The following is a 25878-nucleotide window of genomic DNA, read 5'->3' on the forward strand; positions in this document are numbered from 1 at the left end:
AACCCCGTATCGTAAGGTACGGGGTTTTCGCTTTTATCGAAAAGATAAATTGTTAAAAAATTGGAAAATTTCCCATTAAATAAGCTAGTAAAACCTTGCCCAAATAGGTACAATCTTCTAGTTAAACATTATTGATTAGAACATTCTAATTCATCTATGGAGAGCGTATGGCATTCTATTTATCAGATAACCAAGACCCTTGGAGCAAACCAGGTCAAAAGAAGTCTGAGCAACAAGATAATGGTTCAGAACAGCAAGAACCAAAGCAGCAGAATAATCAACAGCCACCTGATTTAGAAGAAGCATTTTCTAGCTTAGTTCGTAAAATGGGAGGCAAAAAAGATCAAAATGGTAACCAGCAACCGGCTTCTTTTGGTAAGTTTATTCCTGCTATTATTGCTTTAGCCACTGTTATTTGGGGCTCTTCTGGTTTCTATACTGTACAAGAAGCAGAGCGTGGTGTAGTCACTCGCTTTGGTAAACTAAATCAAATTGTGTTACCAGGTTTGAACTGGAAACCAACTTTTATTGATGAAGTGATTCCAGTAAACATTGAACGAGTGATGGAACTTAATACAAGTGGTTCAATGCTCACACAAGATGAAAATATGGTTCAAGTTGAAATGACTGTGCAGTATCGTGTGGAAGATCCTGCGAAATATCTGTTTAGCGTAAATAATCCAAATGATAGCTTAAAACAAGCAACCGATAGTGCGTTACGCTATGTTGTAGGCCATATGAAAATGGATGAAATTCTTACAACCGGTCGTGCGACTGTGCGTGAACAAACGTGGAATACTTTGCGTGATATCATTAAAACCTATGATATAGGATTACTCATTACCGATGTAAACTTCCAATATGCTCGTCCACCTGAAGAGGTTAAAGCAGCATTTGATGATGCGATTAAAGCACAGGAAGATGAGCAACGTTTAATTCGTGAAGCGGAAGCCTATGCTCGTGGTAAAGAACCGATTGCGCGAGGTCAAGCACAGCGTATTATTGAGCAAGCAACAGCTTATAAAGAAAAAGTAGTGTTAGAGGCTCAAGGTGAGGTAGAGCGTTTCAGCAAATTATTGCCAGAATATAAATCTGCACCGCAATTAACACGTGAACGTTTATATTTGCAAACGATGGAAAAAGTGATGTCGAATACACCGAAAGTTGTGATGGAAGGTGGTTCAAATATCAATGTGTTACCATTGGAAAAACTGTTAGGAAATTCGACCGCTTCACAGTCTAAAACACATGAAATAATTATGGCAGAGCCGGTGATCAAACAACCTGTACAACCTAAAATTGCAGTACAAGAGCAACCACAACCAGAAATTCGTAGAGGGAGATTCTAATGCGTAAATTATTATTACCTGTACTGGCTGTTGTGGCATTTGTTTTATTCCAGTCTATGACTATTGTGCCAGAAGGCGGTCGCGGCATTATGTTGCGCTTCAACAAAGTCCATCGTGATGCGGAACAAAAAGTGGTGATTTACACACCAGGCTTGCATTTTAAAGTGCCATTTATGGATAGCTTGAAAGTGCTAGATGCTCGTATTCAAACCTTAGATGGCAAAGAAGATCGTTTTGTTACTGTTGAGAAAAAAGACTTGCTCGTTGATTCTTATGTGAAATGGAGAATTAGTGATTTCGGGCAATTTTATACTTCAACAGGAGGCGATTACCAAAAAGCCTCGGATCTTTTGCGTCGTAAAGTGAATGACCGTTTGCGTTCAGAAATTGGTTCTCGCACCATTAAAGATATTGTTTCTGGTTCGCGTGGTGAATTAATGGCAGGGGCACAAAAAGCCTTAAATGCTGGGGAAGATGGAGCAGAAAAACTGGGCATCGAAGTGGTAGATGTACGTGTTAAACAGATCAATCTACCAAATGAAGTTTCATCTTCTATCTACCAACGTATGCGTGCTGAACGCGATGCAGTAGCCCGGGAGCATCGTTCACAGGGTGAAGAAAAAGCGGAATTTATCAAAGCAGAAGTAGATAAAAAGGTCGTGTTAATTGAAGCAAATGCGAAAAAAATGGCTGAAATCTTACAAGGGGAAGGTGATGCACAGGCAGCTCGTATTTATGCAAATGCACTTGGGCAAGAGCCTGAATTTTATGCTTTTGTACGTAGCTTAAAAGCTTATGAAACCAGCTTTGGCGAAGGTAAAACTAATATGATGATTGTAAAGCCTGAGAGTGATTTTTTACGCTTTATGAAATCGCCTACAAAATAATTGTATCTATAAGACCCGAAAAATCGGGTCTTTTACGTTTTAACTCAAACTCAATTCTTAATAAACTCAACCAAAGAGGCAAATCCTATGGGTAAAAGTGTTGCGATTCTCGGCGCTCAGTGGGGCGATGAAGGGAAAGGTAAAATTGTAGATTTATTAACTGATCGCGTAAAATACGTGGTGCGTTATCAAGGTGGTCACAATGCAGGCCACACTTTAATTATCAATGGTGAAAAGACGATTCTTCGTTTAATTCCAAGCGGCATCCTACATGATAACGTAACTTGCTTAATCGGTAATGGTGTGGTGCTATCGCCTGAAGCGTTAATGAAAGAGATCGGCGAATTAGAAGCGCGTGGCGTAAACGTGCGTGAGCGTTTGAAAATTTCGGAAGCTTGTCCACTGATTTTGCCATATCACGTTGCGATGGATCACGCTCGTGAAGCAGCATTAGGTAAAAATAAAATTGGTACAACTGGTCGTGGTATTGGTCCTGCTTATGAAGATAAAGTGGCTCGCCGTGGTTTACGTGTGAGTGACTTGTTCGATAAAGAGGCCTTTGCAGAAAAATTAAAATCTATCTTAGATTACTACAACTTCCAACTAGTTCATTACTACAAAGTCGAGCCAGTCGATTTCCAAAAAACGTTAGATGATGTTTTTGCAATTGCAGATGTAATCAAAGGTATGGTTGCTGATGTGACTACAATGCTTCACGATGCACATAAAGAAGGTGCGAACATCTTATTTGAAGGTGCACAAGGAACAATGTTAGACATTGACCATGGTACATATCCATTTGTAACCAGTTCAAATACAACGGCTGGCGGTGTAGCAACAGGTTCTGGCTTTGGTCCTCGTCACTTAGACTATGTTTTAGGTATTATTAAAGCTTACTGCACCCGAGTTGGAAGCGGTCCATTTACCACAGAATTATTTGATGAAACGGGAGCAGAAATTGCTCGTAAAGGTAATGAATTTGGTTCTGTGACAGGTCGCCCACGCCGTTGTGGTTGGTTTGATGCGGTTGCCGTTCGTCGTGCAGTACAAATCAACTCAATTTCTGGTTTCTGTATGACCAAACTTGATGTTTTAGACGGCTTTGATGAATTAAAAGTATGTGTAGCGTACAAAATGCCAAATGGTGAAATCGTAGAATACGCTCCATTAGCGGCAAAAGACTGGGAAGGTGTTGAGCCAATTTATGAGACTTTACCAGGTTGGTCAGAAAATACTTTCCGCGTAACTAAATTAGAAGATTTACCACAAACAGCAATTAACTATATCAAACGTATTGAAGAATTAGTGGGCGTGCCCGTAGATATTCTTTCAACGGGGCCTGATCGTGTTGAAACGATGATCTTACGCGATCCATTTGTGGCGTAATTTCTTAATTTAGAGAGTTTAAGCACGGGGAGTTTCCCCGTGTTTTTTATTTTAAGAATTAGCAAAATTCCTTTAAAATATGCCCGCTTGTTAACTATTTAGAATTAAAAAATGAAATTTATTATTAAACTTTTTCCTGAAATTATGATTAAAAGCGATTCGGTGCGTAAACGCTTTATTAAAATTTTAACCTCAAATATTCGTAATGTGTTGCTGCGTGAAACTGAAAATGTGGCAGTGATTCGTAACTGGGACTTCATCGAAGTGCGTGCCAAAGTGGCGGAAGAAGCCCCAATGGTGTTGGATTTACTCAAACGCACGCCAGGGATTCACCATATTTTAGAGGTGGAAGAATACCCGTTTGAGACGATGCACGATATTTTTGAGCAGACGTTAGCCCAAGTGCGAGAAGAGCTAGAAGGAAAAACTTTCTGTGTGCGTGTGCGCCGTAAAGGTAAGCACGAATTCCGTTCGCTTGATGTAGAACGTTATGTGGGCGGTGGTTTAAATCAGCATATCGAAACGGCAAATGTGAAACTTACCAAGCCAGATGTAACGGTTCGCATTGATATTGATAACGACAAAATGTTGCTGGTAAAAGCACGCCACGAAGGTTTGGGCGGTTATCCAATCGGCACACAAGAAGATGTGCTTTCACTGATTTCTGGCGGTTTTGACTCGGGCGTTTCCAGCTATATGCTGATTCGTCGAGGTTCTCGTGTACATTATTGCTTCTTTAACTTAGGCGGTGCAGCACATGAAATTGGCGTGAAACAGATGGCATATCATATTTGGAGTCGTTATAGTACTTCTCACAAAGTCCGTTTTGTGGCGATCAATTTTGAAAATGTGGTCGGAGAGATTTTAGAAAAAGTCGATAACGGGCAAATGGGGGTGGTATTAAAACGAATGATGGTGCGTGCGGCAAGCAAAATTGCCGAGCGTTTTGATATTCAGGCAATTGTGACAGGGGAGGCTTTGGGGCAAGTTTCAAGCCAAACTCTGACTAATTTGCGTTTGATTGATAAAGCTTCTGATACGCTGGTGCTTCGCCCGCTGATTACCCATGATAAAGAGCAGATCATTGCGATGGCAAAAGAGATCGGCACCGATGATATTGCGAAATCTATGCCAGAATTCTGTGGCGTGATTTCTAAAAATCCAACCGTGAAAGCGATTGAAAGCAAAATCATTGAGGAAGAAGGGCATTTTAACTTTGATGTGCTAGATCAAGCGGTGCAAAACGTGCAGTTCCTTGATATTCGTGAGATCGCCCAACAGACAGAAAAAGAGGTGGTGTCTGTTGAAACCACCACAGAGCTTGGAAAAAACGATGTGATTTTAGACATTCGCAGCCCAGAAGAAACCGACGAAGCTCCGTTCAAATTGGAAGGCGTTGAAGTAAAAGAACTGCCGTTCTACAAACTTTCTAGCCAATTCACTGAATTAGATCAGTCGAAAAACTATCTGCTTTACTGCCAACGTGGGGTAATGAGCAAATTACAAGCGTTGTATCTCAAAGAGAATGGATTTAATAACGTCAAAGTCTTTCGTTTAAAATAATCATTACAACAGTTGAATTGGGGAATTATTTGCGTGATAATTCCCCATATTTTTAATAGTTGAGTAAATCTCTAGGGATTAGAGAATGTTAAACGGGAAACCTGTTATTTCCAATCAGCATGGTGCTTTAGCTATGGCATTTTTGCCTTATTTCTATGCGGTTATCCAAGCAAAAGCGTATGATTGGTCGCTCTTTCTATTTGGTATCGCATGGCTTTTCCTTTATCTTTTTTCTTATCCATTCTTCCAACTTTTTAGTAAGAAGCCTACTGCCAAAAATCAACGTTGGGCAGGGATTTATTTTGTGCTCAGCTTAATGTTTGCTTTGCCCGTACTGATTATTTTTCCTCAGGTTTTGCTCTTTGCGTTGCCATTATTACTGCTGAGTTTGGTGCAATTTTATTTTGCTAAAAAGCGTGATGAGCGTCATTTGCTGAATGATATTGCGGGCATTTTAACTTTTGGTGTTGTTGGCATGGCAACTTATTATTTAGCTGTTCAAGAGGTCGATTTTTCTTTCCTTATTCATCCAACGATTTTCTTTATTGGCACTACTTTCTATGTCAAAAGTTTAGCTCGTGAGCGTAAAAATCCGCTTTATACTGAACTCAGCATCAGTATTCATTTAGTATTGAGCTTGTTTTATCTCTTTTTAAGTAGGGATGCGATTTTTGTCGCTTATTTGTTTGCGTTGGCACGAGCGATTATCGTGCCAACATTAGGCTGGAATGTGAAAAAGGTAGGGATGTTTGAGTTTTTGACGATAGTGATTTTTTTGATTTCACTGGTTTGGTAAATTATCTGATAAATTTGACCGCTTGAATGCTATTTATTCATCAAATATTTACCTTTCTCCAGATCAGGCACATCTCCCAACAGTACGGCATATTGAATAGTATTCGGGCTAGATTCCAATGCAATTTTCAACGCCATAGTGAGTGGAACAGAAAGTAGCATTCCCACCGTGCCAAGTAACCAACCCCAGAAAAGTAATGAAAGTGTGACGACTAAGGTAGAAAGCCCAAGTGTTTTACCCATCATTCGAGGTTCTAAAATATTACCCACCAACATATTGATTGCAATTACGCTGATCATTACCGCAATACCATCTGAAAAACCGTTGAGCAGTAAAGCTTGAAGGACAATTGGGATGCCCGCCAATATCGAGCCAATATTAGGAATATAGTTTAGCAAAAAAGCTAATACCGCCCAAAGAACGGCGTATTGTACACTGAAAATGTCTAAAACAACGTAAATTGCAATCCCTGTTAAGGCGCTCATTAACGTTTTTACGCCAAGATAGCGAATGATACTTTCTACAACGCGGCTTAGATGTTCAACTTCTTGGTTGAAATTAGACTTACCGCCATTGAATGCTAGCGTGATTTTGTACTTGATGGTTGGAGATTCTAACAACATAAAAACGACTACCAAAAGTAACATAAATACGTTGGATACTACGTTAGAAAAACTAAGTAACACACGGCTCACCAGTTGCATAACCATACTTGGATCGAAACTCTCTAATGCGGAAATATCTGGGATAGTTAGAGGAATATTCCACTCAGTAATGAACGTTTTGAGCGTTTCTAATCGAATCTGTAAGATTTCTTTATATTGTGGAATGGATGCGGTAAATTCGCGAATGGTGCTGTTGATCATTCCTGCTAAAAAGAGGAAAAGTATCACAATAAAAATCAGCATTAAGGTAATTGCCAGCCCTAATGGAATTTTTTGTTTGGTCATAAAGCGAATAGCAGGCGAGCAAATAATCGCAATAAACAGGGAAAGTAAAAAGGGAATAACAATTTCTCCAGCCAGTTTTACGCCAGCTAGAATAATGACCAGCGAGGCGAAGGCGATTAAAAATCGAGTTAAAGGAAATGTTTGCATAGGATGAATAAACGATAATTATCAAAATTATATTAATTGTTCATAGATACAGGGGTTGTCCCTGTCCTAAATTCTATTAGTAGTTCATCGGGAGGGGATAAATTCCTCCCCCTACGAATATTAGAGTTTTGCTTTGTTAATTAAGAACTGACTCAATAACGGCACGGGGCGACCCGTAGCACCTTTGCTTGCCCCTGATTTCCACGCTGTGCCTGCAATATCTAAATGTGCCCAAGCATATTTTTTAGTGAAGTTTGACAAGAATTGCCCTGCGGTAATTGCCCCACCTAAACGCCCGCCAATATTGGCAAGGTCAGCAAAGTTGGATTTGAGCTGTTCTTGGTACTCTTCACCTAGCGGTAAACGCCACGCCTTATCGTCCGCTTCCTCAGCGGCATTCAGCAGATCATGTGCAAGATTATTGTGGGTAGACATCACCCCGCTGTTGTGTGCACCCAATGCAATCATACACGCCCCCGTTAAGGTAGCGACATCGATTACCAATTCAGGATCAAAACGTTCGACATAAGTGAGCGTATCGCATAGTACTAAGCGACCTTCGGCATCGGTATTTAACACTTCGACCGTTAAGCCGTTCATCGTAGTGAGAATATCGCCAGGGCGGTAAGCATTGCCATCTGGCATATTTTCGCAGCCTGCCAACACGCCAATCACGTTCAGTGGTAAGTTCATTTCTGCCAAGGCTTTCATTGTGCCATAAACCGAAGCAGCACCACCCATATCATATTTCATTTCATCCATTGCTTCAGACGGTTTGATGGAAATACCGCCTGAGTCGAAAGTTAAGCCTTTACCGACTAATACAATAGGTTTGGCATCAGGATTTGGTGCATTTTTGTATTCAATTACCGAAAGATAAGCGGGATTTTCAGAACCACGAGAAACCGCCAAATAGGCATTCATACCTAGTTCTTCCATCGCTTTTTCATCTATAATCGTGGTGGTGATGTTGTTGTAATCTTCGGCTAATTGGGTCGCTAATTTTGCTAAATAGGCTGGGTTACACACATTTGGCGGACAATTCGCCACATTTTTTGCAAAACTTATTCCTAAAGTAACCGCTTGCCCATGAGCTAAAGCTCGCTCTGCTTCAGCTAACTCTTTGCGGTTGGCAACATTAAAAATCACACGGCGTAATTCACGCTTGGTTTCAGGTTTAACGCTTTTAAATTCGTTATAGCTGTAAAGCAGCCCTTGGATGGCTTCAATTGCAAAACGGATGTTCCAATACGTTGAGCGACCTTTCACGTGAAGTTCGCTTAAGAACGAAACAGCTTCGGTTGCGCCAGTTTCATTTAACACCTGCACTGCTTTTTGTGTGAGTTGTTTGTATTGGCGTTCGGTGAGCTCACGCTCCTTGCCACAGCCAACCAATAACACGCGCTCTGCGGGCATATTTGGTACGTGATGCAATAGGAGCGTTTGTCCCACTTTGCCGTCTAAATCGCCTTTGCGTAAAATGTTGCTCAAATAGCCTTCGCTCAAGCGGTCTAATTCTTCGGCAGATTCGCTGAATCGACGAGTTTCATACACGCCAATGATCACACAGCCTGTACGTTGTTTTTCGATACTGCCATTTTTTACATTAAATTCCATAAATGCTCCCGTGATTTTTTTCTGAGAAAGAGGTATCATAGCATCTTTTTCAAGCGGTCAATTTTGCTAGAAAATTTACAAAATAGGCGGAAAACCGACCGCTTGAACCAAGCCAGAAAATACAGGTCATAAACTACCGATTTGCAAAGAAATTGCAAGCATAATTTATAGAGAACCCGATTGTGATTTTAAGTCGATATTTAACGAAAGAGATTTTTAAAAGCCAGATAGCGATTCTGTTTATCTTGTTGCTGATGTTTTTTAGTCAGCAACTGATTAGTGTGCTTAATTCTGCCGTAAGTGGGAAAGTGCCAACTGATTTAGTGCTCAGTTTATTAGGCTTAGGAATGCCAGCACTTTCGCAATTTATGTTGCCGCTTTCGCTCTTTGTGGCGTTGTTACTTACTCTTGGTCGTTTATATACGGAAAGTGAAATCACAGTAATGCGTGCTTGCGGTGTGGGGCAAGGCTTGCTTACCCGTGTGGCGTTATTTCTATCAATTTTTACTACCGCTTTGGCGGCGTATAACATTTTCTCGCTTACCCCCTGGGCAATTGATATGCAAAGCAAAATTTTAGCGGAAGCGAAATCTAACCCGCGTTTTTCAGCTCTTTCAGCTGGTCAATTTATGACCGCGGGTGGTTATGTATTATTTATTGAAAATATCAATAATGAAGCGAATACTTTGAATGATATTTATGTGTTCCAACCCGATCAACAAAAGAAAAATCGCCCCTCTGTGGTGGTAGCGGATACAGGCGTGTTACAAGGTTTGCCGAATGGCGATCAGTTGCTCACTCTAAAAGAGAGTACCCGCTATGAAGGCACGGCAAAAACAGCCGATTTCCGTATTTCTCATTTTGATAATTACACCGCTTATTTAGGCTATCAAGATGTAAACTCCAGTGACAAATTGATGCAGCGTGCCGATTTTTCTAAACTGATAGCAGACAAATCACCTGAAGCAAAAGCTGAATTACAATGGCGTTTTGCCCTTGTGTTTGCGGTGCCGTTGATGGCATTGTTAGCCGTGCCAATGAGTAGCGTCAATCCGCGCCAAGGGCGATTTGCGAAAATTATTCCTGCGGTGTTGCTCTATTTAATCTATTTCTTGCTTCAAAGCTCGCTGAAATCGGCAGGTTCATCTGGCAAATTAGATGCGTCTATTTTTATGCCAGCGGTTTCGATAGTATTTTTAGTACTTGGCATCGTGATGAATGGCTGGGAAACGCGATGGATGTCTGCGATTCGCCATCGCTTCTCTTTCAAAAAAGCGGGGGCATTATGAAAATTTTTGGAATGAATATTTTAGAACGCTATATTGGTAAAAGCATTTTAGCGATGATTTTTGCCGTGCTGCTTGCCATTAGTGGGCTGATTTTTATCGTGAAATTGGTGGAAGAGTTTAAAGATGTCGGTAAAGGCAGCTACGATGCAGTGACTGCTACCTATTATGCCTTGTTGATGTTGCCGAGTGATATTAAAGAAATTATCCCTGTAGTAGTGTTAATTGGTGGCTTGCTTGGTTTAGGCAACCTTGCTAGTCGTAGTGAATTGGTGGTGATGCAGGCATCGGGTTTCTCTCGTTTCCGTATTGGTTTAGCAGTGATGAAAACTGCCATGCCACTAATTTTCCTCGCCATGTTTTTAAGTGAATGGGGCATTCCACAAACTGAACAATATGCACGAAATATGCGCTCAATTGCCCAAAGTGGTGGCTCAATGCTCGCAACTACGGGCGGATTCTGGGCAAAAGATGGGCAAGATTTTATCTACATTCGCCATATCAGCAATGAGCGCGAATTGAACAATGTGTCGATTTACCACTTTGATAACAAAGCCTTGAAAGCCATTACCCAAGCGGAGAGTGCGGTGTATGGCGATAATCAATGGCAGTTACAAAAAGTAGAAAAATCATTGATTAACGAAAACCAAATCCAGCAAAATAAAGAAGTGGCTCAAGCGTGGCAAACCACCATTACTCCAAGCAAGCTGGGCATTGTATCGCTTAAACCAGAATCGCTGTCTATTTCGGGCTTGTCTGATTATGTGGGCTTTTTGAAAGAAACAGGACAAGATCCAAAACGCTTTGAAATTGCTTTCTGGCGTAAGGTTTACCAGCCAATTTCAATGGCGGTAATGATGTTATTGGCAATCTCTTTCGTTTTCGGGCCGCTTCGTAGTAGTGCAATGGGAACTAAGCTCTTTATCGGGATCATCGCAGGTTTCGTGTTCTATGTGTCGAACATTACTTTCGGTAATATGACCTTGGTGTTTGCGTGGATTCCAACCTTTATCGGCGCACTGATTCCGAGCTTAATCTGCTTAACCATTGTCTGGTGGTTATTGGCGAAAAAACGGGATTAGAAAAATGAGCAGATTAGAAAGAGCATTCCAAACTATCGGCATTGTAGGCAATCCTCGCCACGATAGTGCTTTAGAAACCCATTTGGCAGTCTATAATTGGCTGAAAGATCGCCATTATGATGTATTAGTCGAAGAAAAAATTGCCGAGCAATTGCATCTTGCAGAAGGGCATTCGTTGAAAACAATTGGCGAGAATGCCCACATTGTGATTGTCATTGGTGGCGATGGGAATATGCTCGGTATGGCTCGAGCCCTCGCCAAATATAAAGTGCCGTTGATTGGCATCAATCGAGGTAATCTTGGTTTTCTGACCGACATTGCTCCACAAACGGCTTTTGAACAGCTTTATAGCTGCCTTGAAAAAGGCGAGTTTCTGATTGAAGAGCGTTTTTTATTAGAAGCCCATATCGAACGAAATGGCAAAATTATTGCCTCAAGCAACGCACTTAATGAAGTCGTTGCCCACCCAAGCCAAGTCGCTCGTATTATTGAATTTGAAGTTTATATTGATGGCAAATTTGCCTTTTCTCAACGTTCTGATGGCTTGATTATTGCTACTCCAACGGGTTCAACCGCTTACTCTCTCTCGGCCGGCGGTCCTATCCTTACTCCAAATATGAATGCGATTGCCCTTGTACCAATGCATCCACATACGCTCTCTTCACGCCCGCTGGTGGTGGATGGCGATAGCCATATCTCACTGCGTTTTTCTCAGCATAATCAACCACATTTAGAAGTGAGTTGCGATGGGCAAGCTGTCTTGCCATTTTCCACAGAAGATCGTGTGATTGTGAGAAAAAGCAAAGATAAATTGCACTTATTGCATCTTAATGACTATAACTATTTTACCGTGCTGGGCTCAAAATTGGGATGGGCGAGTAAATTATTCTAATGTAGTTTTACATAAAGATGATTATTCTTCATAGTGATTATGAAGATTTAACACGCAAATCATTCGAAAAAAGCTACCGCTTGTTGTTAAAAATGAGTAAAATGCGTTGTCTTTTTAAAACGAAAACGTTTGCGTAAGTAAGTTTTTATTAAAGTTGAATTTTTGTTGAGTTTATCGAGTTACAGGAGGCTTGAATGTTTACAGCTAATATGAATATCAAAGATTACGATCCAATTTTATGGCAAGCAATCCAAGATGAAAATCGTCGTCAAGAAGAACACATTGAATTGATCGCATCAGAAAACTATGCAAGCCCACGTGTAATGGAAGCTCAAGGCTCTCAATTCACTAACAAATACGCAGAAGGCTATCCAGGCAAACGTTACTACGGTGGTTGCGAATATGCAGACATTGTGGAGCAATTAGCAATTGACCGTGCGAAAAAGTTATTCGGTGCAGATTATGCGAATGTACAACCGCACTCTGGTTCACAAGCGAACGCTGCCGTTTACGGTGCATTGATCAACGCAGGAGATACCATTTTAGGTATGGATTTGGCCCACGGCGGTCACTTAACGCACGGTGCAAAAGTAAGCTTCTCCGGCAAAATCTACAACTCTGTGCTTTACGGTATTACTGCAGATGGCGTGATCAATTACGAAGATGTTCGCCAAAAAGCATTAGAGTGCAAACCCAAAATGATCGTGGCAGGTTTCTCTGCTTACTCACAAGTCGTAGATTGGGCGAAAATGCGTGAAATTGCAGACGTAGTTGGTGCATATTTATTCGTTGATATGGCGCACGTTGCAGGTTTAATCGCAGCAGGTTTATATCCAAATCCATTACCACACGCACATGTTGTAACAACCACAACCCACAAAACATTAGGCGGTCCACGTGGTGGCTTAATTCTTTCTTCTTGTGGTGATGAAGAGATCTACAAAAAATTACAATCATCAGTATTCCCTGCAAACCAAGGTGGTCCATTAGTTCACATCATTGCAGCGAAAGCGGTATGTTTCAAAGAAGCATTAGAGCCAGAATACAAAGAATACCAAGCTAACGTAATCAAAAATGCGAAAGCGATGGTAGAAGTATTCAAACAACGTGGCTACGATGTTGTTTCAAACGGCACAGAAAACCACTTATTCCTCGTAAGTTTTATCAAACAAGGTTTAACGGGTAAAGCAGCGGATGCAGCATTAGGTAAAGCGAACATCACAGTAAATAAAAACGCAGTACCAAACGATCCACAAAAACCATTTGTGACTTCAGGTATCCGCGTTGGCACACCATCTGTTACCCGTCGTGGTTTTAACCAAAACGATGTGCGTGAATTAGCAGGCTGGATGTGTGATGTGTTAGACGCATTAGGCAAAGAAAATGAAGAGCAAGTGATTGCACAAACAAAAGAAAAAGTGTTAGCAATTTGTAAACGTTTACCGGTTTATGCGAAATAATTTGAACGTATAAAATGAAGCCCCAATCATCAATTTATATGACGGTTGGGGTTTTTTAATATAAGAGGTTATTTCTTCTCTTTCGTCTCACAATGGTTAATATCTTGGCAGTTGCCGTAAAGATATAAACTATGTGTAGCGAGTTTCATACCGTGTTTTTCACTGATTTCGCGTTGGCGGCGCTCAATATCAGGATCTTTAAATTCAAATACTTTACCGCAATCCATACAGATAATATGGTCGTGATCTTGTTCGATATTTAGCTCAAACACCGCTTTATTGGCATCAAAATTGTGACGAACTAAAATACCCGCTTCTTCGAATTGATTTAATACTCGATAAACCGTTGCTAAACCAATATCAGACTCTTTTTCAAGCAGTAGCTTATAAATATCTTCTGCTGAAAAATGTTGCATCTGTTCACGAGTTTCTTGCATTAACGCAAGAATAGTTAAGCGTGGTTCAGTGACTTTTAAACCAACACTTTTGAGTAATTTAATATTTTCATCAGACATCACTGTCACCTTTTGTCCTCATTCAATGTTATTTTTTTATATTCAACTATTAGGCTAATTGGTCTAAACACATCTCTTCGGTAAGCTGTTTACACCAAGCTTTCACACGGCCTTCGGTTAATTCAGGCTGTCTATCTTCATCAATGCATAAACCTACAAAAGTTTCATCATCAATGACCGCTTGTGAGCTTTCGAAGTTATAGCCTTCTGTTGGCCAATGACCTACAATAACTGCACCATTTTCTTCTACGATATCGCGAATTGTGCCCATTGCGTCACAGAAATATTCTGCGTAATCTTCTTGGTCACCACAACCGAAAATACCGATAACTTTGCCAGTAAAATCAATCTCTTTTAAGGTTGGCATAAAATCATCCCAGTCCGCTTGAGATTCACCGTAATACCAAGTTGGGATACCGAATAACAAGAAATCATAGGCTTCAATATCTTCTTTCGTGCTTTTTGCAATGTCACGAATATCGATTAAATTTGCACCAATCTCTTTTTGAATCATTTTAGAGATGTTTTCTGTATTACCTGTATCGCTACCGTAGAATAAACCTACTACTGCCATATTAATTACCTACCTGTTAATCGTTATCGGCAAGATTACCGACATAATCATTTAAAATATATTCAATCAATTGTCCGCGAGTGATATTGCGTTGGCTCGCTTCATCTTCAAGTCGTTGCACTAAATCAGAATGCAATTTTAACTCCACGCGTCTTAACCCCGATGAGCGGTCGCGTTTGAGTTGATTGCGTTTGTTTATACGAATTTGCTGTTCTCGACTTAAAGGGTTCGTGCGTGGTCGCCCAACTTTTGGCACGCTTGCGAACAAATCAAGGGTGATACAATCTGCGTCCTGTTTTGCCATAATGTTCCAGCCGTGGGCTTGAGCTTCGTTTCCTCACTTAGCTTTGCTAAGTGAGAATGATAAGCTACTGAGTAAGGCGGTACTATACCATATTATTCGGGTATTTTAAAAGAATAAGCCACAAAATCTGATGCTTATCTCGCCAATTGTTATGTGCTTTCTGATTGGCAAATTTTTAACGTTTCTTCAATCAATTGCAACGCAATCGTGCCTTTGGGTGGAAGTTCAGGTAAAGGCTTATTTGCATCAAACCATCTGGCATCGTAAATTTCTTCCTCTTGCAAACGAATTTCTCCACTTTCATAATCTGCTAAAAAACCTAACATTAACGAATTGGGGAATGACCACGGTTGACTACCAAAATAGCGAATGTTTTTAATTTTTAGACCGCTTTCCTCAAATACCTCACGTTCAACCGCTTGTTCAGCCGTTTCGCCTGCTTCAATAAAGCCTGCTAAGGTGGTGTAAATTGAGCCCTTATGACGCTGGTGATTTGCCAATAAAATCTGTTTACCACGACGCACAGCCACAATAATACTTGGACTTAAAACAGGATAGAAATGCTGGTTACAACTTGGGCAAATCATTGCAATTTCTTTCTCTGACAGCACATTTTTTGTACCGCATTTTCCACAAAATTGATGTGTTTCAAGGAAATGATTTAACGCCACCGCACGGTGCATCGTCAATGCTTCTTCCAAAGAGCGAGCAATTTGTGTGCGTAAAAACACAAACGCCCAACTGCTTAAGTCTGCTTCTGTCGCCTGCACTAAATTCAACGGAAAACCTTTATATTCGCCAATTTTACGCTTTTTCGACCGCTTGTACCGATCTCTTCCGCCGTACCAAAGGGTAATTCATTGTTAATGAGAGCAATATCAAAATGGTTTATGATTGCCCAGTATGATTGGTTCATTTTAAGTTCCTTATTTAAAAGCCCCTCTCTTTGCTAAAGAGGGGGGATTTATTCAACTTCAATTGCTCAAACAACCTCATTTTTTCTTCCCCCGTTAAAATCTTATATTTTCCCGTTTCTAATCCATTTAATTTAAATTCTCCTAATCCTACACGAATTAAGCGTAATGTGGGAAAGCCTACGTGAGCGGTCATTCGGCGGACTTGGCGGTTTTTGCCTTCGCTGATTTTTAGCTCTAGCCACGCGGTTGGGATATTTTTTCGTTCGCGGATTTTCGGGGCAGTTGCCCACTCAAAATTTGGTGCATTAATTAGCTTGGCTTTTGCGGGTTTGGTTCGCCCATCTTTTAGTTCAACGCCTTGTTGCAATTGGTAAATTGCATCCTTGGTTGGAATATTGTCCACCTGCACCCAATAAGTTTTTTCTTTCTCAAATTTCGGATGAGCTAAACGGTGTTGAATTTCGCCATGATTTGTGAGCAGAAGTAAACCTTCACTATCTTGATCTAGGCGACCAATGGGGTAAACGTTCGGAATATCAATAAAATCCTTCAATGTTTGTCGTCCTTGCTCGTTGGTAAATTGGCAAAGCACATCATACGGCTTGTTGAAGAGCACTACGACCGTTTCATCAAAACTCGGGGCGGCAACAAGCGGTCGTTTTTTCGTTTTAGTTTGCAAAGTGGGCTTGCGACTAAAGGTTTTTCTTTTAAACATTATTTAACCCACTTATCAGTTTCTTGCTGACGCTCAAATTCGGCATCAAACACGTTGTCATCTTTTGTGCGGTAAGCAGTCTGATTTGCTGTGAAATTGACGAATTGAAAGCGGTTTTTCAATACATTTAAGCCCCATAATTTAATCAGTTTACGCGTAAATGGCAGAACGCATAAAATGGCTAAAATATCGCTGATAAAGCCAGGAATAATGAGCAGAATCCCCGCAATAATAAAGAACACGGAGTTAATAACCGCATCGGTCGGGAGCTTGCCTTGAGCTAAGTCTTGGCGGATCGAAAGCATGGTGTATAGCCCACGTAGTTTCACTAGCCAAATGCCGAGCACAGAAATGGCGATTAACAAGAAAATGGTGGGAAAAACACCGAGTGCAGCACTCACGCTGACTAAAAGCGAGAGTTCGCAATAGATATAGAGAATCAGGGCAAAAAAGATGATAAGTAACGGCATAGGCTTCCTTATTTTTGCGTGAAGGTAGAAAATAGTGTATTTTAATCGCCTTATAATATTTAGTCGATACGAAAAGGTCTAAGATGACAGAATTAACCGCAGATCAAACTTTAGATACACTAGGTTTGCGTTGCCCTGAGCCTGTGATGCTCACACGCAAAACGGTGCGTCATATGAACGAGGGCGAAATTTTACACATTATTGCAGATGACCCGGCCACCACGCGTGATATTCCGAGTTTCTGTGAATTTATGGAGCATCAGCTGCTGAAAAGAGAAACCGAAACTGTGCCTTACCATTACTGGCTGAAAAAAGGCTTAGCAAAATAAGGCTTAATTATGTATTTTTCTCGCGAAAAATTAACCAAAATGTTGGTGTTTATTTCCACGCTCACCTTTTGTTTAGCAACGATTAGCGTGATTTTAAACGGTGTAAATCAATTTAAAGTGGGATCGCAATTGGCAAGCATTAGCCAAGTCTCTAACCTTGCTCACGTATTAGTGCGACAGCAAGCGAACTTGTTTTCGTTAATGTTGATGAAAAATACCAAAACAGATGAGCTGGCTGAGGCGTTGGATAGCTTCTCGAAAGAAGAGTTTGTGTTAGATGCTAACCTCTATTCCGCCACGGGTGAATTACTTGCTCAGAGTCAGCATTCAATGGCATTACAAGAGCGAATTGAGCAAAAGAATACCCAACAAATTGTTGAACCGATTTTTGCCAAACAAGCGTTAGTGGGCTTTTTACGGGTAACTTTTGATGCTCAATATGAAGATAGCACACAGGTTAAAGTAAACAAATTATTTCAACAACTCTATGGTGAGCTGATTATTTTGGTGCTGACTGGCGTACTGTTTTCCGCCACGATTTTTTACTACTTACGCCGAAAAATGCCACACGTGAGAACAGTCCGTAAGACGGAGACAACGAACTTAAAATCGCAAGTACAGCGCTTTCATTCAAGAAGGCGGAATTTTAGGAAATAATTGTATTTTAAGCCTATCAGGGTATAATATGCACCGTTTTATTTAAATTAAGCACATTCAAAAAAGAGGAAGCAATGGCTAAAGAAGATTGCATTGAAATGCAAGGTACAATTTTAGAAACCTTACCAAATACAATGTTTCGCGTGGAATTAGAAAACGGCCACGTTGTGACAGCACACATCTCAGGTAAAATGCGTAAAAATTACATCCGTATTTTAACTGGCGATAAAGTTACCGTTGAAATGACCCCATACGATTTAAGCAAAGCACGCATTATCTTCCGTGCACGCTAAGCACAAACTCGTGTATTAACCTGTTTTGAACGGCGAGCAAGCGGTGAATTTCCAGAAAAAATTTGCAAATCGCTCGCCCATTCCTTCATTATCTTTTCAAAAATTCCTGCTATGAAACCGATTTTTCTCGAACTTCGCCATTTAAAAACCTTATTTGCCTTAAAAGAGAGTGGTAGTGTTTCCTTAGCAGCGAAGCGTATTCATCTTACTCAATCAGCGCTTTCACACCAAATTAAACTGCTTGAAGATCAATATGATCTTACGCTATTTGAACGTAAAACTACGCCTTTGCGTTTTACCCCTGCGGGTGAGCGTTTAGTGAAACTGGCACACGAAATTTTACCGAAAGTAGTCGAGGCGGAATTAGATTTAGCTCGCGTAAAACAGGGCGAAGTAGGGGAATTACGCATTTCTGTAGAATGCCATACCTGTTTTGACTGGCTAATGCCCGCGATGGATTCTTTTCGTCAAAATTGGCCGCTGGTTGAGTTGGATATTGTATCGGGGTTCCATACCGATACCGTTGGATTATTGCTGACACATCGTTCTGACTGGGCGGTAGTTTCTGAAGCAGAGGAAACCGAAGGGATTATTTATCATCCGCTCTTTTCCTATGAAATGGTCGGCATCTGTGCTAAAGATCACCCGCTTGCTAACAAAGAGGTTTGGGAAGCTGAAGATTTTGCGGATGAAACTTGGATTACTTACCCTGTGCCAGATGATATGTTGGACTTATTGCGAAAAGTGCTTCGCCCCGCAGGGATTGTGCCAAAACGCCGTACCAGCGAATTGACGATTGCGATTATTCAGCTCGTTGCGAGTAAGCGCGGTATTGCGACCCTTCCATATTGGGCGGTAAAACCGTATTTAGATCGCGGTTATGTAGTTTCACGAAAAATCACTCAACAAGGGCTTTACAGCAACTTATATGGTGCATTCCGTGAAACTGACCAACATTTTGCCTATCTCAACGATTTCCACAACACGGTAAAATCGCAAAGTTTTGCGACTTTACCGGGTTTGATTGTGTTGAATTGTTAACAAGCGGTCAAAATTGCTCGGACTCTTTCCAAATCCTCAAGCGTATCCACGCCTACTTGCGGTGCTTCTTTTGCAAGTTCTACGTGAATTTTCTCACCATACCAAAGTGCCCGAAGTTGCTCTAGAGATTCTAACTTTTCAAGCACTGTTGGCTGCCAACGAATATATTGGTTTACAAATTTCGCTCGATAAGCATAGATCCCAATGTGGCGAAGATAAGGCTGGCTTGCGACAAAAGCGTCATCACAATCTGCAAAGTGATCGCGCGCAAATGGAATGGTGGCACGAGAGAAATAGAGCGCCATTCCTTTTTGATCGGTTACTACTTTTACGCAGTTTGGATTAAATAACTCCTCTTTGGTCTCTAATTTTACCGCAAGGGTTGCCATATTAACTTGATTTTCCGCTAAGTTTTGAGCAACTTGTTGAATAATCACAGATGGAATGAGTGGTTCATCACCTTGTACATTTACGATGACTTCATCGTCAGCAATTGCCATTTTTTCAATCACTTCTGACAAGCGTTCAGTACCTGAATTGTGCTCGGTTGAAGTCATACAGACTTCCGCACCAAATGCTTTTGCCACTTTCTCAATTTCTTCGTGATCGGTTGCAATAATCACACGATTTGCGCCCGCTTGTTGGGCTTTTTTCCATACGTGTTGGATCATCGGTTTGCCTACAATATCTGCGAGTGGCTTACGAGGTAAGCGGCTAGATGCGTAGCGGGCGGGAATAATGACGGTAAAGCTCATATTTTCCTCTTATCTTTCTTAAGCTTCCTGAGCATCTAAGAAGCGTTCTGCATCAAGGGCTGCCATACAGCCTGTACCTGCGGAAGTAATTGCTTGGCGGTAATTATGATCCATTACATCACCGGCCGCAAAAACTCCTTCCACAGAAGTCGCTGTTGCATTACCTTCTAAGCCTGATTTCACTTTGATGTAGCCATTATCAAGTTCTAATTGTCCTTCAAAAATTCCCGTATTGGGTGCGTGGCCAATTGCTACAAAAAAGCCATCAACTTTAATCTCTTCGGTTGAACCATCTTTAGTTGATACTAATTGCATGCCTGTTACACCTGCGTTATCTCCTAATACTTCTTGCACGGTACGATCGGTATGTAGAATAATTTTGCCTTCTTCCACACGTTTTGCTAAACGACCGAGCAAGATTTTCTCCGCACGGAAGCTATCACGGCGATGAACTAAATGCACTTCACTAGCGATATTGGCTAAATATAGTGCCTCTTCCACCGCGGTATTACCGCCACCAATCACTGCCACAGGTTTGTTACGATAGAAGAAACCATCACAAGTTGCACAAGCAGAAACGCCTCTGCCTTTGAAAGCCTCTTCTGAAGGTAAGCCAAGATATTTAGCTGACGCACCTGTTGCAATAATTAACGCATCGCAAGTGAAGGTGTGAATATCGCCTTGCAGTGTGAATGGACGTTTAGAAAGATCAACGGTGTGAATGTGGTCAAACACGATTTCGGTGTTGAATTTTTCCGCGTGCTTGAGCATTTTATCCATTAAACCAGAGCCCGTGGTGTGTTCATATTCGCCTGGCCAGTTTTCGATTTCATCGGTAGTAGTCAGTTGTCCACCTTGTTGCATCCCTGTCACTAACAAGGGATTTAAATTCGCACGTGCGGCATAAACTGCTGCAGTGTAGCCCGCAGGGCCTGAGCCTAAGATCAATAATTTGGTATGTTTGGTTGTCATTTTTTGTCCTTAAAGTCTGTTTGATTTCCGGGGCTATATAATTAGCCCCTGCAGATAAATTGATATAATAAATGCTTAATAAAGCAACGAATAAAGCTGTCGTCTAAATTTCGGTACAATTGGATCATTACCCAATGCAGATAAAATCGCTAAAAATTGCGTTTTTAATTCGCCATTAGCAACCGAAAGATCGGATTTTAACCAATCAAACAACAGCGTTAATGCCTCTTCATTTTTGCCCGCTTGATGCAATTGGTTCGCTAGTTTAATCGCAACTTCAGGCGTTTTATTGCTTACATAATCAGCTTGAAGTTGTTGTAATTCTGGCGATTCAGCAGCTTGCTCTAATAATTCAATTTGCGACTGTAAACCGTGCCAACGGCTATCTCTATCTTGAATAGGAATCGCTTTTAAGATTTCTTTTGCCTCTTCCATTTTTTTCATCACGATATAGGTTTCAGCATAAAGCAAGGCGAAATCGCTGTTTTTCTTATCCGATAATTCCCATGCAGATTTTAAAAGTGGCAAGGCTTCCGCATAACGCTCATCTTGTAATAATTCTAAGGCTTGATTGAATTTTAAATCTTGCTCTTTGGGCAAAATATTAGCTAAACGAATGCGTAACTCTTGCTCGCTTACCGCACCTTGAATCATATCGACAGGCTGCCCATCGGCAAACAGATACATCGTTGGGATAGCTTGAATACGAAACTGCATTGCCAACTCACGCTGTTCATCGCAATTCACTGTTGCCAATAAAAACTGATTCGGATGCTCATCGGCAAGGCGGCGAAGGAGTGAATCCATCTCAATAGATGCCATTTCACGCGGTGAGACAAAGTTAAACACTACAGGCATTTGTGAGGCTGCCGCCCAAACTTCGCTAAAATTACTTTCGTTTACGTTAATAATGTAGTCCATAAAAATTTTCTTTTGATGTTGAGGAATGCTCAACATATTGGGGTATTAATATGCCGTTTCAATAGGCAAGCCCGCATGCACCCAGCCGTCAAAACCGCCTTTTACGCTATATACTTGCTCAAAACCCTGCTCAACTAAAAACTGAGCAGTATTACGACTACTCACGCCATGATAACACATAATAATCAACGGCTCGTCATAATCGACTTCATCTAACAAATGCCCGTAACTTTCATTGGTTAAATGAAAAGCTTCTTGGGCGTGACTATAAGCGTAACGACGGGCATCGCGAATATCGCAAAGCGTACCGCCTTCATTTTCAACTAATTCAAATGCCTGTTCTGGTGTAATTTCTGTAAAGGTTTCCATTTTATCCTCGAAATAAAAAATTGCTGAAATATACCACAAAATAAGAGTAAGAATTCCTATTATTTCAAGTTGAATTTCCGAAAATGTTGCGTATAATTAAGAACTATTTTCAACTGCAACAAAATTCCCTTTATATTTTAAGGATTGAGGAACTTATGGATCAACTATTTCAATTTCTACAAAACTACATCGACTATATCATTTTAGGCTTATTATCATTGATGAGTGTTGTGCTGGTTTGGAAAATCATCGAACGCATTATGTTTTACAAAAGCTTAGATGTGAAGAGCTACCAAACTCAAGAGGAACTCGAAATTGACCTCACAACCAATCTCACTACCATTTCAACCATCGGTGCAAACGCACCTTATATCGGTTTATTAGGTACGGTAATTGGTATTCTTCTTACCTTCTACGAATTGGGGCACGCAGGAGGGGACATTGATGCAGCGTCAATAATGGTGCATTTATCACTCGCATTAAAAGCAACTGCCGCGGGTATTTTAGTCGCGATTCCTGCGATGATGTTCTACAGCGGTTTCAACCGTAAAGTAGATGAAAACAAATTAAAATGGCAAGCATTACACGCTCGTAAAGCAGCTTAATAAGCGGTCAAAAAATTTACGAGGTTTACCATGAAAAAATTTGATGAAATTAACATCATTCCTTTCATTGATATTATGTTGGTGTTGCTGGCCATTGTGTTAGTTACCGCCTCATTTATTTCACAAGGGAAAATTCAGGTTAATGTGCCGAAAGCAAGCACTACACAAACTGTAAAAGCAGATGATTTAGCGAAACTGGTGACCATTACTGCTGAGAACCAATTCTTCTTTAATGACCAGCCTGTCGATACCGAGCAGCTAAAAAATGAAATCGGCACTTGGGCGAAAGACCAAAAAGTCACGCTGAAAGTGGATGGTGCGGTGCGTTTTGATAAATTCGTAGAGCTTACGGATTTATTGGCTGCGAGCGAAATCAAAAATGTTGCAATTATGACCCGTAAAGATAACGGCAAGTAGGGCGATATGAATAAACGAAATTCTCGCATCGGCTTGGCAGGTTCTATCGTCTTTCATACTGTGATTGTCAGTGCGATTTTAATTGCAACCAAGCAAACCGTGCTTAGTGATCAGATTGATGATATGCAAGAAGTCAGTAGCATTTCAATGGAAATGTTAGCGGGTGTAGCTGAACAACCACAAGTTGCCGTTGCACCAGATGTCGATGAAACAGTGAAAGAAGAAGAGGCAAAGCCTGAAGAAAAGGCAGAGGAAAAAATAGAAGAGCCGAAGCCAGACCCTATCACAGAGCCTGAGCCGATTAAAAAAGTGGTGAAAAAAGAGAAACCCAAAGAGCCACCAAAACCAAAAGAACCACCAAAAGAGAAGCCGAAAAAAGTTGAAAAACCAGTTAAAGCATTGGAAAAAGGCAAAGAAGTTAAACAAGGCATTGTGGCAAAAGCCCAACCGAATATCCCTCAAAGCCAAACACCAAAAGAAGGTGTTGTGAATGGTAGCCAAAATGGAAAAGGGAATGTAGGCTCCTCCAAAGGTGCTGAAAATGGCAATGCAGCGAAAGGGAATGACAGCAGTGGTGTAGGTAATGGATCAGTGGTTTCAGGTACTGAAATTAATGCCTATAAATCCGTTTTACAGCGAGCCTTACAACGTCAAGCAAATAATGCTTACCCAACGCGTGAACGAATGATGCGAAAAATGGGCACGGTAACACTTAGTTTTACTGTTTCTCCAGCGGGGCAATTAACAAACGTGAGTGTGGTTAGCTCATCAGGTAATAGCAACTTAGATGCTGCCGCAGTTAAAGCCGCACAATCGACGAAAACATCACCGCCGCCAGCAGGTTTCCCAAATCACGTGACGGTACCAGTAAAATTCTCGATTGAGTAATCATTCATCATTGTGAGCTTAAGTGCTATCATCAAGCGGTGACATTTTGCAAAAACTTGCAGAATCTCACCGCTTAGTTTTACATATTTATTTAAGGAAAAACAAATGGCAGATCCACATATCAAATCTCCGATGGATTTTTGGGATTATCTTACCGTAATTATTTACCGCTCAGGCTTTGTGCTAGCGACGCTTGCCGTCTTATTACTGCCTTATCAATCAGGCTTTGCATTAAAAGGCTTGTTGCTTGCAGGCACAATGCTTGGTTCATCTTTGCATTTGTACCTCAAACAATTTCGCCTAATTTTCCAATTTGCGGTATGGATAGGGTTACTTTGCTTTATCTTCGGTGTGCCAATACTTGCATTGGGGGCAATGCTACTGGTTGTTGGCGGGCTGAGTTATAAAGAGTATTTCTGCTTTCGTGTTTTTGGATTAAATTTTCAACCGATTTTTGTTGCCGTGCTTTGGTTTGCTTTTGTCTTTGAGCAACTTGTACTCGTTCAAATTTTCTCAGTGATTATTAGCATCCTATTACTCATCCTCTCCATTCAAAAATGGCGAATGCCATTGTATTTTGATATTGGAGATAAAACGAAATATCAGGTTTAAATAAAAAACCCTTAGCATCTCAATTTTTTACGCTAGGGGTTTATATTTTAAGCATTCGCCAAAATTACAGCACGTTTCGGTGCAGATAAGCCTTCAATGGTTTTGCTGTGATCTGTCGGGTCTAAGAAATCCACCAAACTCTCATTTTCTAACCAATCGGTTTTGCGTTGCTCTTCAAGTGTTGTTACGGCTTGATCCACACATCGCACATTCTTAAAGCCAACTTTTTCTAGCCAGTTAATTAGGCACGGTACAGATGGAATAAAATAGACGTTTTTCATTTTCGCATAACGATCGGCAGGCACAAGGCAGGTGTTCACATCGCCATCAATCACTAAGGTTTCGAGGACTAGTTCGCCCCCTTTCATCAGTTGCGCTTTAAGCTGGGAAAGATGATCTAGCGGTGATTTTCGGTGATATAGTACGCCCATTGAGAACACTGTGTCGAATGCCGCAAGCGGTTGCATTTGCTCAATACCAAGCGGAATCAAGTTCGCTCGGCGATCGTTGCCTAAGAGTTTGCGTACCACTTCAAATTGGCAGAGGAATAGCTCGGTTGGGTCAATGCCTACCACCATTTTTGCCCCTTCGCCCACCATTCGCCACATATGATAACCACTACCACAACCTACATCTAAAATCATGCGATCTTTTAGCGGTGCAAGGTGTGGCAGCACACGATTCCATTTAAAATCAGAACGCCATTCGGTGTCGATATGAATACCGTGCAGGTGATACGGGCCTTTTCGCCATGGCATCAGTTGTTTTAAGTGATGGGTAATGCGTTGAATTTCGCCTGCTGAAAGCGGTTCGGTTGGAATGGATTCCACTTTATCTTTCAGGTTAATGCAAGCGGTCGAATTTGGCATAAAATCGACAATTTTTGCCCATTTGGCATAGTCGCCGTGGGTGTTTTTTTCCCACGCTTTGAGCTGGGCGGGAAGTGTTTCGAGCCACGCAGAGAGGTTTGTAGTGGCAATTTGTTTATAAAAAGGACGGAAGTCTATCATATAGAATCAAGCGTAAAAAAGAATAAGGCATTTTAACAAACTTTGTTAGAAAAGCTAAAAAAATTACCGCTTGTAAGTAAGTTCTAGGGAGAAATGACG

At 41.0% G+C, this 25878-nt stretch carries 29 protein-coding genes and 1 pseudogene; 17 read left to right on the forward strand and 13 right to left on the reverse strand.

All coding sequences use genetic code 11. The features are described from left to right. Positions 1–167 precede the first annotated feature (167 nt). From hflK to B0184_RS10050, 5 genes are all read left to right on the forward strand, one after another. Positions 168–1349, forward strand: coding sequence for an FtsH protease activity modulator HflK (gene hflK, locus B0184_RS10030; RefSeq protein ID WP_005707820.1), 1182 nt, complete (start codon positions 168–170; stop codon positions 1347–1349). Next, complete coding sequence (gene hflC / locus B0184_RS10035) at positions 1349–2236, forward strand: protease modulator HflC (protein WP_005707826.1); 888 nt, start codon at positions 1349–1351, stop codon at positions 2234–2236. Before hflK ends, hflC begins: the two co-directional genes overlap by 1 nt. 87 nt (positions 2237–2323) lie before the next feature. Then, positions 2324–3622, forward strand: a complete 1299-nt coding sequence (purA, locus tag B0184_RS10040) for an adenylosuccinate synthase (RefSeq protein ID WP_005707796.1) — start codon at positions 2324–2326, stop codon at positions 3620–3622. Between the two features lie 111 nt (positions 3623–3733). Continuing rightward, positions 3734–5185 carry a tRNA uracil 4-sulfurtransferase ThiI gene (thiI, locus tag B0184_RS10045; protein WP_005707801.1) on the forward strand — a complete coding sequence of 484 codons (1452 nt, stop codon included), beginning with the start codon at positions 3734–3736 and terminating at the stop codon, positions 5183–5185. A gap of 85 nt (positions 5186–5270) precedes the next feature. Then, positions 5271–5981, forward strand: coding sequence for a YwiC-like family protein (locus B0184_RS10050; RefSeq protein WP_005707812.1), 711 nt, complete (start codon positions 5271–5273; stop codon positions 5979–5981). 29 nt (positions 5982–6010) lie between these two features. On the opposite strand, the gene B0184_RS10055 is transcribed toward B0184_RS10050, so the two are convergent. Together B0184_RS10055 and pepA are read right to left on the reverse strand one after the other, a co-directional pair. Continuing rightward, entirely contained in the window at positions 6011–7078 is a 1068-nt protein-coding gene (locus B0184_RS10055; RefSeq protein ID WP_005707817.1) for an AI-2E family transporter, read from the reverse strand. Positions 7079–7198: 120 nt separating this feature from the next. Further along, complete coding sequence (pepA, locus tag B0184_RS10060) at positions 7199–8695, reverse strand: leucyl aminopeptidase (RefSeq protein ID WP_039850971.1); 1497 nt, start codon at positions 8693–8695, stop codon at positions 7199–7201. Between the two features lie 182 nt (positions 8696–8877). On the opposite strand from pepA, the gene lptF reads away from it, so the two are divergent. The 4 genes from lptF (at position 8878) to glyA (ending at position 13415) form a co-directional block, all read left to right on the forward strand. After that, positions 8878–9984 (forward strand): LPS export ABC transporter permease LptF, encoded by a 1107-nt coding sequence (gene lptF / locus B0184_RS10065; RefSeq protein ID WP_005707815.1) that lies wholly within the window; start codon positions 8878–8880, stop codon positions 9982–9984. Then, on the forward strand, positions 9981–11063 hold the full coding sequence (lptG, locus tag B0184_RS10070) for an LPS export ABC transporter permease LptG (RefSeq protein WP_005707800.1): 1083 nt from the start codon (positions 9981–9983) through the stop codon (positions 11061–11063). The genes lptF and lptG overlap by 4 nt, the downstream gene beginning before the upstream one ends. A gap of 4 nt (positions 11064–11067) precedes the next feature. Next, the gene (locus B0184_RS10075; RefSeq protein WP_005707807.1) at positions 11068–11955 is read left to right on the forward strand and encodes an NAD(+) kinase; all 888 of its coding nucleotides are present in this window, start codon (positions 11068–11070) and stop codon (positions 11953–11955) included. 194 nt (positions 11956–12149) lie between these two features. Next, complete coding sequence (gene glyA, locus B0184_RS10080) at positions 12150–13415, forward strand: serine hydroxymethyltransferase (RefSeq protein ID WP_005707819.1); 1266 nt, start codon at positions 12150–12152, stop codon at positions 13413–13415. A 68-nt stretch (positions 13416–13483) separates the two neighbouring features. Here glyA and fur read toward each other — a convergent pair whose 3' ends face one another. From fur to B0184_RS10110, 6 genes and pseudogenes are all read right to left on the reverse strand, one after another. Beyond that, positions 13484–13930: a ferric iron uptake transcriptional regulator gene (fur, locus tag B0184_RS10085; RefSeq protein WP_005707818.1), complete on the reverse strand. Its 447-nt coding sequence runs from the start codon at positions 13928–13930 to the stop codon at positions 13484–13486. Between the two features lie 49 nt (positions 13931–13979). Next, complete coding sequence (gene fldA, locus B0184_RS10090) at positions 13980–14504, reverse strand: flavodoxin FldA (RefSeq protein WP_005707828.1); 525 nt, start codon at positions 14502–14504, stop codon at positions 13980–13982. 16 nt (positions 14505–14520) lie between these two features. After that, the gene (gene ybfE, locus B0184_RS10095) at positions 14521–14808 is read right to left on the reverse strand and encodes a LexA regulated protein (RefSeq protein WP_005707791.1); all 288 of its coding nucleotides are present in this window, start codon (positions 14806–14808) and stop codon (positions 14521–14523) included. A 149-nt stretch (positions 14809–14957) separates the two neighbouring features. Further along, positions 14958–15724, reverse strand: a pseudogene (gene nudC, locus B0184_RS10100) (NAD(+) diphosphatase). A gap of 14 nt (positions 15725–15738) precedes the next feature. Beyond that, entirely contained in the window at positions 15739–16440 is a 702-nt protein-coding gene (locus B0184_RS10105) for a pseudouridine synthase (RefSeq protein ID WP_005707816.1), read from the reverse strand. Next, the gene (locus tag B0184_RS10110; protein WP_005707829.1) at positions 16440–16910 is read right to left on the reverse strand and encodes an FxsA family protein; all 471 of its coding nucleotides are present in this window, start codon (positions 16908–16910) and stop codon (positions 16440–16442) included. Before B0184_RS10110 ends, B0184_RS10105 begins: the two co-directional genes overlap by 1 nt. A gap of 83 nt (positions 16911–16993) precedes the next feature. On the opposite strand from B0184_RS10110, the gene tusA reads away from it, so the two are divergent. From tusA to B0184_RS10130, 4 genes are all read left to right on the forward strand, one after another. After that, positions 16994–17239: a sulfurtransferase TusA gene (gene tusA, locus B0184_RS10115; RefSeq protein WP_005707790.1), complete on the forward strand. Its 246-nt coding sequence runs from the start codon at positions 16994–16996 to the stop codon at positions 17237–17239. Between the two features lie 9 nt (positions 17240–17248). Continuing rightward, positions 17249–17896, forward strand: a complete 648-nt coding sequence (locus B0184_RS10120) for a YtjB family periplasmic protein (RefSeq protein WP_005707803.1) — start codon at positions 17249–17251, stop codon at positions 17894–17896. A gap of 74 nt (positions 17897–17970) precedes the next feature. Further along, positions 17971–18189, forward strand: coding sequence for a translation initiation factor IF-1 (infA, locus tag B0184_RS10125; protein WP_005598198.1), 219 nt, complete (start codon positions 17971–17973; stop codon positions 18187–18189). Between the two features lie 111 nt (positions 18190–18300). Further along, positions 18301–19230 carry a LysR family transcriptional regulator gene (locus B0184_RS10130; protein WP_005707814.1) on the forward strand — a complete coding sequence of 310 codons (930 nt, stop codon included), beginning with the start codon at positions 18301–18303 and terminating at the stop codon, positions 19228–19230. Here the strand turns inward: B0184_RS10130 and kdsB are convergent. The 4 genes from kdsB to glpE form a co-directional block, all read right to left on the reverse strand. Beyond that, positions 19227–19985 carry a 3-deoxy-manno-octulosonate cytidylyltransferase gene (gene kdsB, locus B0184_RS10135; RefSeq protein ID WP_005707792.1) on the reverse strand — a complete coding sequence of 253 codons (759 nt, stop codon included), beginning with the start codon at positions 19983–19985 and terminating at the stop codon, positions 19227–19229. The genes B0184_RS10130 and kdsB overlap by 4 nt on opposite strands. A gap of 18 nt (positions 19986–20003) precedes the next feature. Beyond that, positions 20004–20957 carry a thioredoxin-disulfide reductase gene (gene trxB, locus B0184_RS10140; protein ID WP_005707824.1) on the reverse strand — a complete coding sequence of 318 codons (954 nt, stop codon included), beginning with the start codon at positions 20955–20957 and terminating at the stop codon, positions 20004–20006. Between the two features lie 75 nt (positions 20958–21032). Then, on the reverse strand, positions 21033–21878 hold the full coding sequence (locus B0184_RS10145) for a co-chaperone YbbN (RefSeq protein WP_005707798.1): 846 nt from the start codon (positions 21876–21878) through the stop codon (positions 21033–21035). A 45-nt stretch (positions 21879–21923) separates the two neighbouring features. Continuing rightward, positions 21924–22247 carry a thiosulfate sulfurtransferase GlpE gene (gene glpE / locus B0184_RS10150; protein WP_005707810.1) on the reverse strand — a complete coding sequence of 108 codons (324 nt, stop codon included), beginning with the start codon at positions 22245–22247 and terminating at the stop codon, positions 21924–21926. A gap of 155 nt (positions 22248–22402) precedes the next feature. Here glpE and exbB point away from each other — a divergent pair, with 155 nt between their 5' ends. From exbB to B0184_RS10170, 4 genes are all read left to right on the forward strand, one after another. Then, the gene (exbB, locus tag B0184_RS10155) at positions 22403–22852 is read left to right on the forward strand and encodes a TonB-system energizer ExbB (protein ID WP_005707804.1); all 450 of its coding nucleotides are present in this window, start codon (positions 22403–22405) and stop codon (positions 22850–22852) included. Between the two features lie 30 nt (positions 22853–22882). After that, complete coding sequence (gene exbD, locus B0184_RS10160) at positions 22883–23269, forward strand: TonB system transport protein ExbD (RefSeq protein WP_005705711.1); 387 nt, start codon at positions 22883–22885, stop codon at positions 23267–23269. Between the two features lie 6 nt (positions 23270–23275). Further along, complete coding sequence (locus B0184_RS10165) at positions 23276–24157, forward strand: energy transducer TonB family protein (RefSeq protein WP_005707802.1); 882 nt, start codon at positions 23276–23278, stop codon at positions 24155–24157. Positions 24158–24262: 105 nt separating this feature from the next. Continuing rightward, entirely contained in the window at positions 24263–24769 is a 507-nt protein-coding gene (locus B0184_RS10170) for a DUF2301 domain-containing membrane protein (RefSeq protein WP_005707813.1), read from the forward strand. Between the two features lie 47 nt (positions 24770–24816). On the opposite strand, the gene cmoB is transcribed toward B0184_RS10170, so the two are convergent. Next, on the reverse strand, positions 24817–25779 hold the full coding sequence (gene cmoB, locus B0184_RS10175; protein ID WP_005707797.1) for a tRNA 5-methoxyuridine(34)/uridine 5-oxyacetic acid(34) synthase CmoB: 963 nt from the start codon (positions 25777–25779) through the stop codon (positions 24817–24819). Between the last annotated feature and the right edge of the window lie 99 nt (positions 25780–25878).

The organism is Haemophilus paraphrohaemolyticus (assembly GCF_002015045.1).
Lineage (GTDB): Bacteria > Pseudomonadota > Gammaproteobacteria > Enterobacterales > Pasteurellaceae > Haemophilus_A > Haemophilus_A paraphrohaemolyticus.

What these genes read in the sequence shown, in the direction of transcription:
- pepA (WP_039850971.1), bottom strand. Translation starts at nt 8,695, where the DNA reads ATGGAATTTAATGTAAAAAATGGCAGTATCGAAAAACAACGTACAGGC.
- B0184_RS10050 (WP_005707812.1), top strand. Translation starts at nt 5,271, where the DNA reads ATGTTAAACGGGAAACCTGTTATTTCCAATCAGCATGGTGCTTTAGCT.
- kdsB (WP_005707792.1), bottom strand. Translation starts at nt 19,985, where the DNA reads ATGAGCTTTACCGTCATTATTCCCGCCCGCTACGCATCTAGCCGCTTA.
- B0184_RS10055 (WP_005707817.1), bottom strand. Translation starts at nt 7,078, where the DNA reads ATGCAAACATTTCCTTTAACTCGATTTTTAATCGCCTTCGCCTCGCTG.
- hflK (WP_005707820.1), top strand. Translation starts at nt 168, where the DNA reads ATGGCATTCTATTTATCAGATAACCAAGACCCTTGGAGCAAACCAGGT.
- purA (WP_005707796.1), top strand. Translation starts at nt 2,324, where the DNA reads ATGGGTAAAAGTGTTGCGATTCTCGGCGCTCAGTGGGGCGATGAAGGG.
- B0184_RS10075 (WP_005707807.1), top strand. Translation starts at nt 11,068, where the DNA reads ATGAGCAGATTAGAAAGAGCATTCCAAACTATCGGCATTGTAGGCAAT.
- B0184_RS10170 (WP_005707813.1), top strand. Translation starts at nt 24,263, where the DNA reads ATGGCAGATCCACATATCAAATCTCCGATGGATTTTTGGGATTATCTT.
- ybfE (WP_005707791.1), bottom strand. Translation starts at nt 14,808, where the DNA reads ATGGCAAAACAGGACGCAGATTGTATCACCCTTGATTTGTTCGCAAGC.
- glpE (WP_005707810.1), bottom strand. Translation starts at nt 22,247, where the DNA reads ATGGAAACCTTTACAGAAATTACACCAGAACAGGCATTTGAATTAGTT.
- B0184_RS10120 (WP_005707803.1), top strand. Translation starts at nt 17,249, where the DNA reads ATGTATTTTTCTCGCGAAAAATTAACCAAAATGTTGGTGTTTATTTCC.
- hflC (WP_005707826.1), top strand. Translation starts at nt 1,349, where the DNA reads ATGCGTAAATTATTATTACCTGTACTGGCTGTTGTGGCATTTGTTTTA.
- B0184_RS10110 (WP_005707829.1), bottom strand. Translation starts at nt 16,910, where the DNA reads ATGCCGTTACTTATCATCTTTTTTGCCCTGATTCTCTATATCTATTGC.
- thiI (WP_005707801.1), top strand. Translation starts at nt 3,734, where the DNA reads ATGAAATTTATTATTAAACTTTTTCCTGAAATTATGATTAAAAGCGAT.
- trxB (WP_005707824.1), bottom strand. Translation starts at nt 20,957, where the DNA reads ATGACAACCAAACATACCAAATTATTGATCTTAGGCTCAGGCCCTGCG.
- fur (WP_005707818.1), bottom strand. Translation starts at nt 13,930, where the DNA reads ATGTCTGATGAAAATATTAAATTACTCAAAAGTGTTGGTTTAAAAGTC.
- fldA (WP_005707828.1), bottom strand. Translation starts at nt 14,504, where the DNA reads ATGGCAGTAGTAGGTTTATTCTACGGTAGCGATACAGGTAATACAGAA.
- infA (WP_005598198.1), top strand. Translation starts at nt 17,971, where the DNA reads ATGGCTAAAGAAGATTGCATTGAAATGCAAGGTACAATTTTAGAAACC.
- B0184_RS10105 (WP_005707816.1), bottom strand. Translation starts at nt 16,440, where the DNA reads ATGTTTAAAAGAAAAACCTTTAGTCGCAAGCCCACTTTGCAAACTAAA.
- exbD (WP_005705711.1), top strand. Translation starts at nt 22,883, where the DNA reads ATGAAAAAATTTGATGAAATTAACATCATTCCTTTCATTGATATTATG.
- lptG (WP_005707800.1), top strand. Translation starts at nt 9,981, where the DNA reads ATGAAAATTTTTGGAATGAATATTTTAGAACGCTATATTGGTAAAAGC.
- tusA (WP_005707790.1), top strand. Translation starts at nt 16,994, where the DNA reads ATGACAGAATTAACCGCAGATCAAACTTTAGATACACTAGGTTTGCGT.
- exbB (WP_005707804.1), top strand. Translation starts at nt 22,403, where the DNA reads ATGGATCAACTATTTCAATTTCTACAAAACTACATCGACTATATCATT.
- B0184_RS10165 (WP_005707802.1), top strand. Translation starts at nt 23,276, where the DNA reads ATGAATAAACGAAATTCTCGCATCGGCTTGGCAGGTTCTATCGTCTTT.
- glyA (WP_005707819.1), top strand. Translation starts at nt 12,150, where the DNA reads ATGTTTACAGCTAATATGAATATCAAAGATTACGATCCAATTTTATGG.
- cmoB (WP_005707797.1), bottom strand. Translation starts at nt 25,779, where the DNA reads ATGATAGACTTCCGTCCTTTTTATAAACAAATTGCCACTACAAACCTC.
- B0184_RS10145 (WP_005707798.1), bottom strand. Translation starts at nt 21,878, where the DNA reads ATGGACTACATTATTAACGTAAACGAAAGTAATTTTAGCGAAGTTTGG.
- B0184_RS10130 (WP_005707814.1), top strand. Translation starts at nt 18,301, where the DNA reads ATGAAACCGATTTTTCTCGAACTTCGCCATTTAAAAACCTTATTTGCC.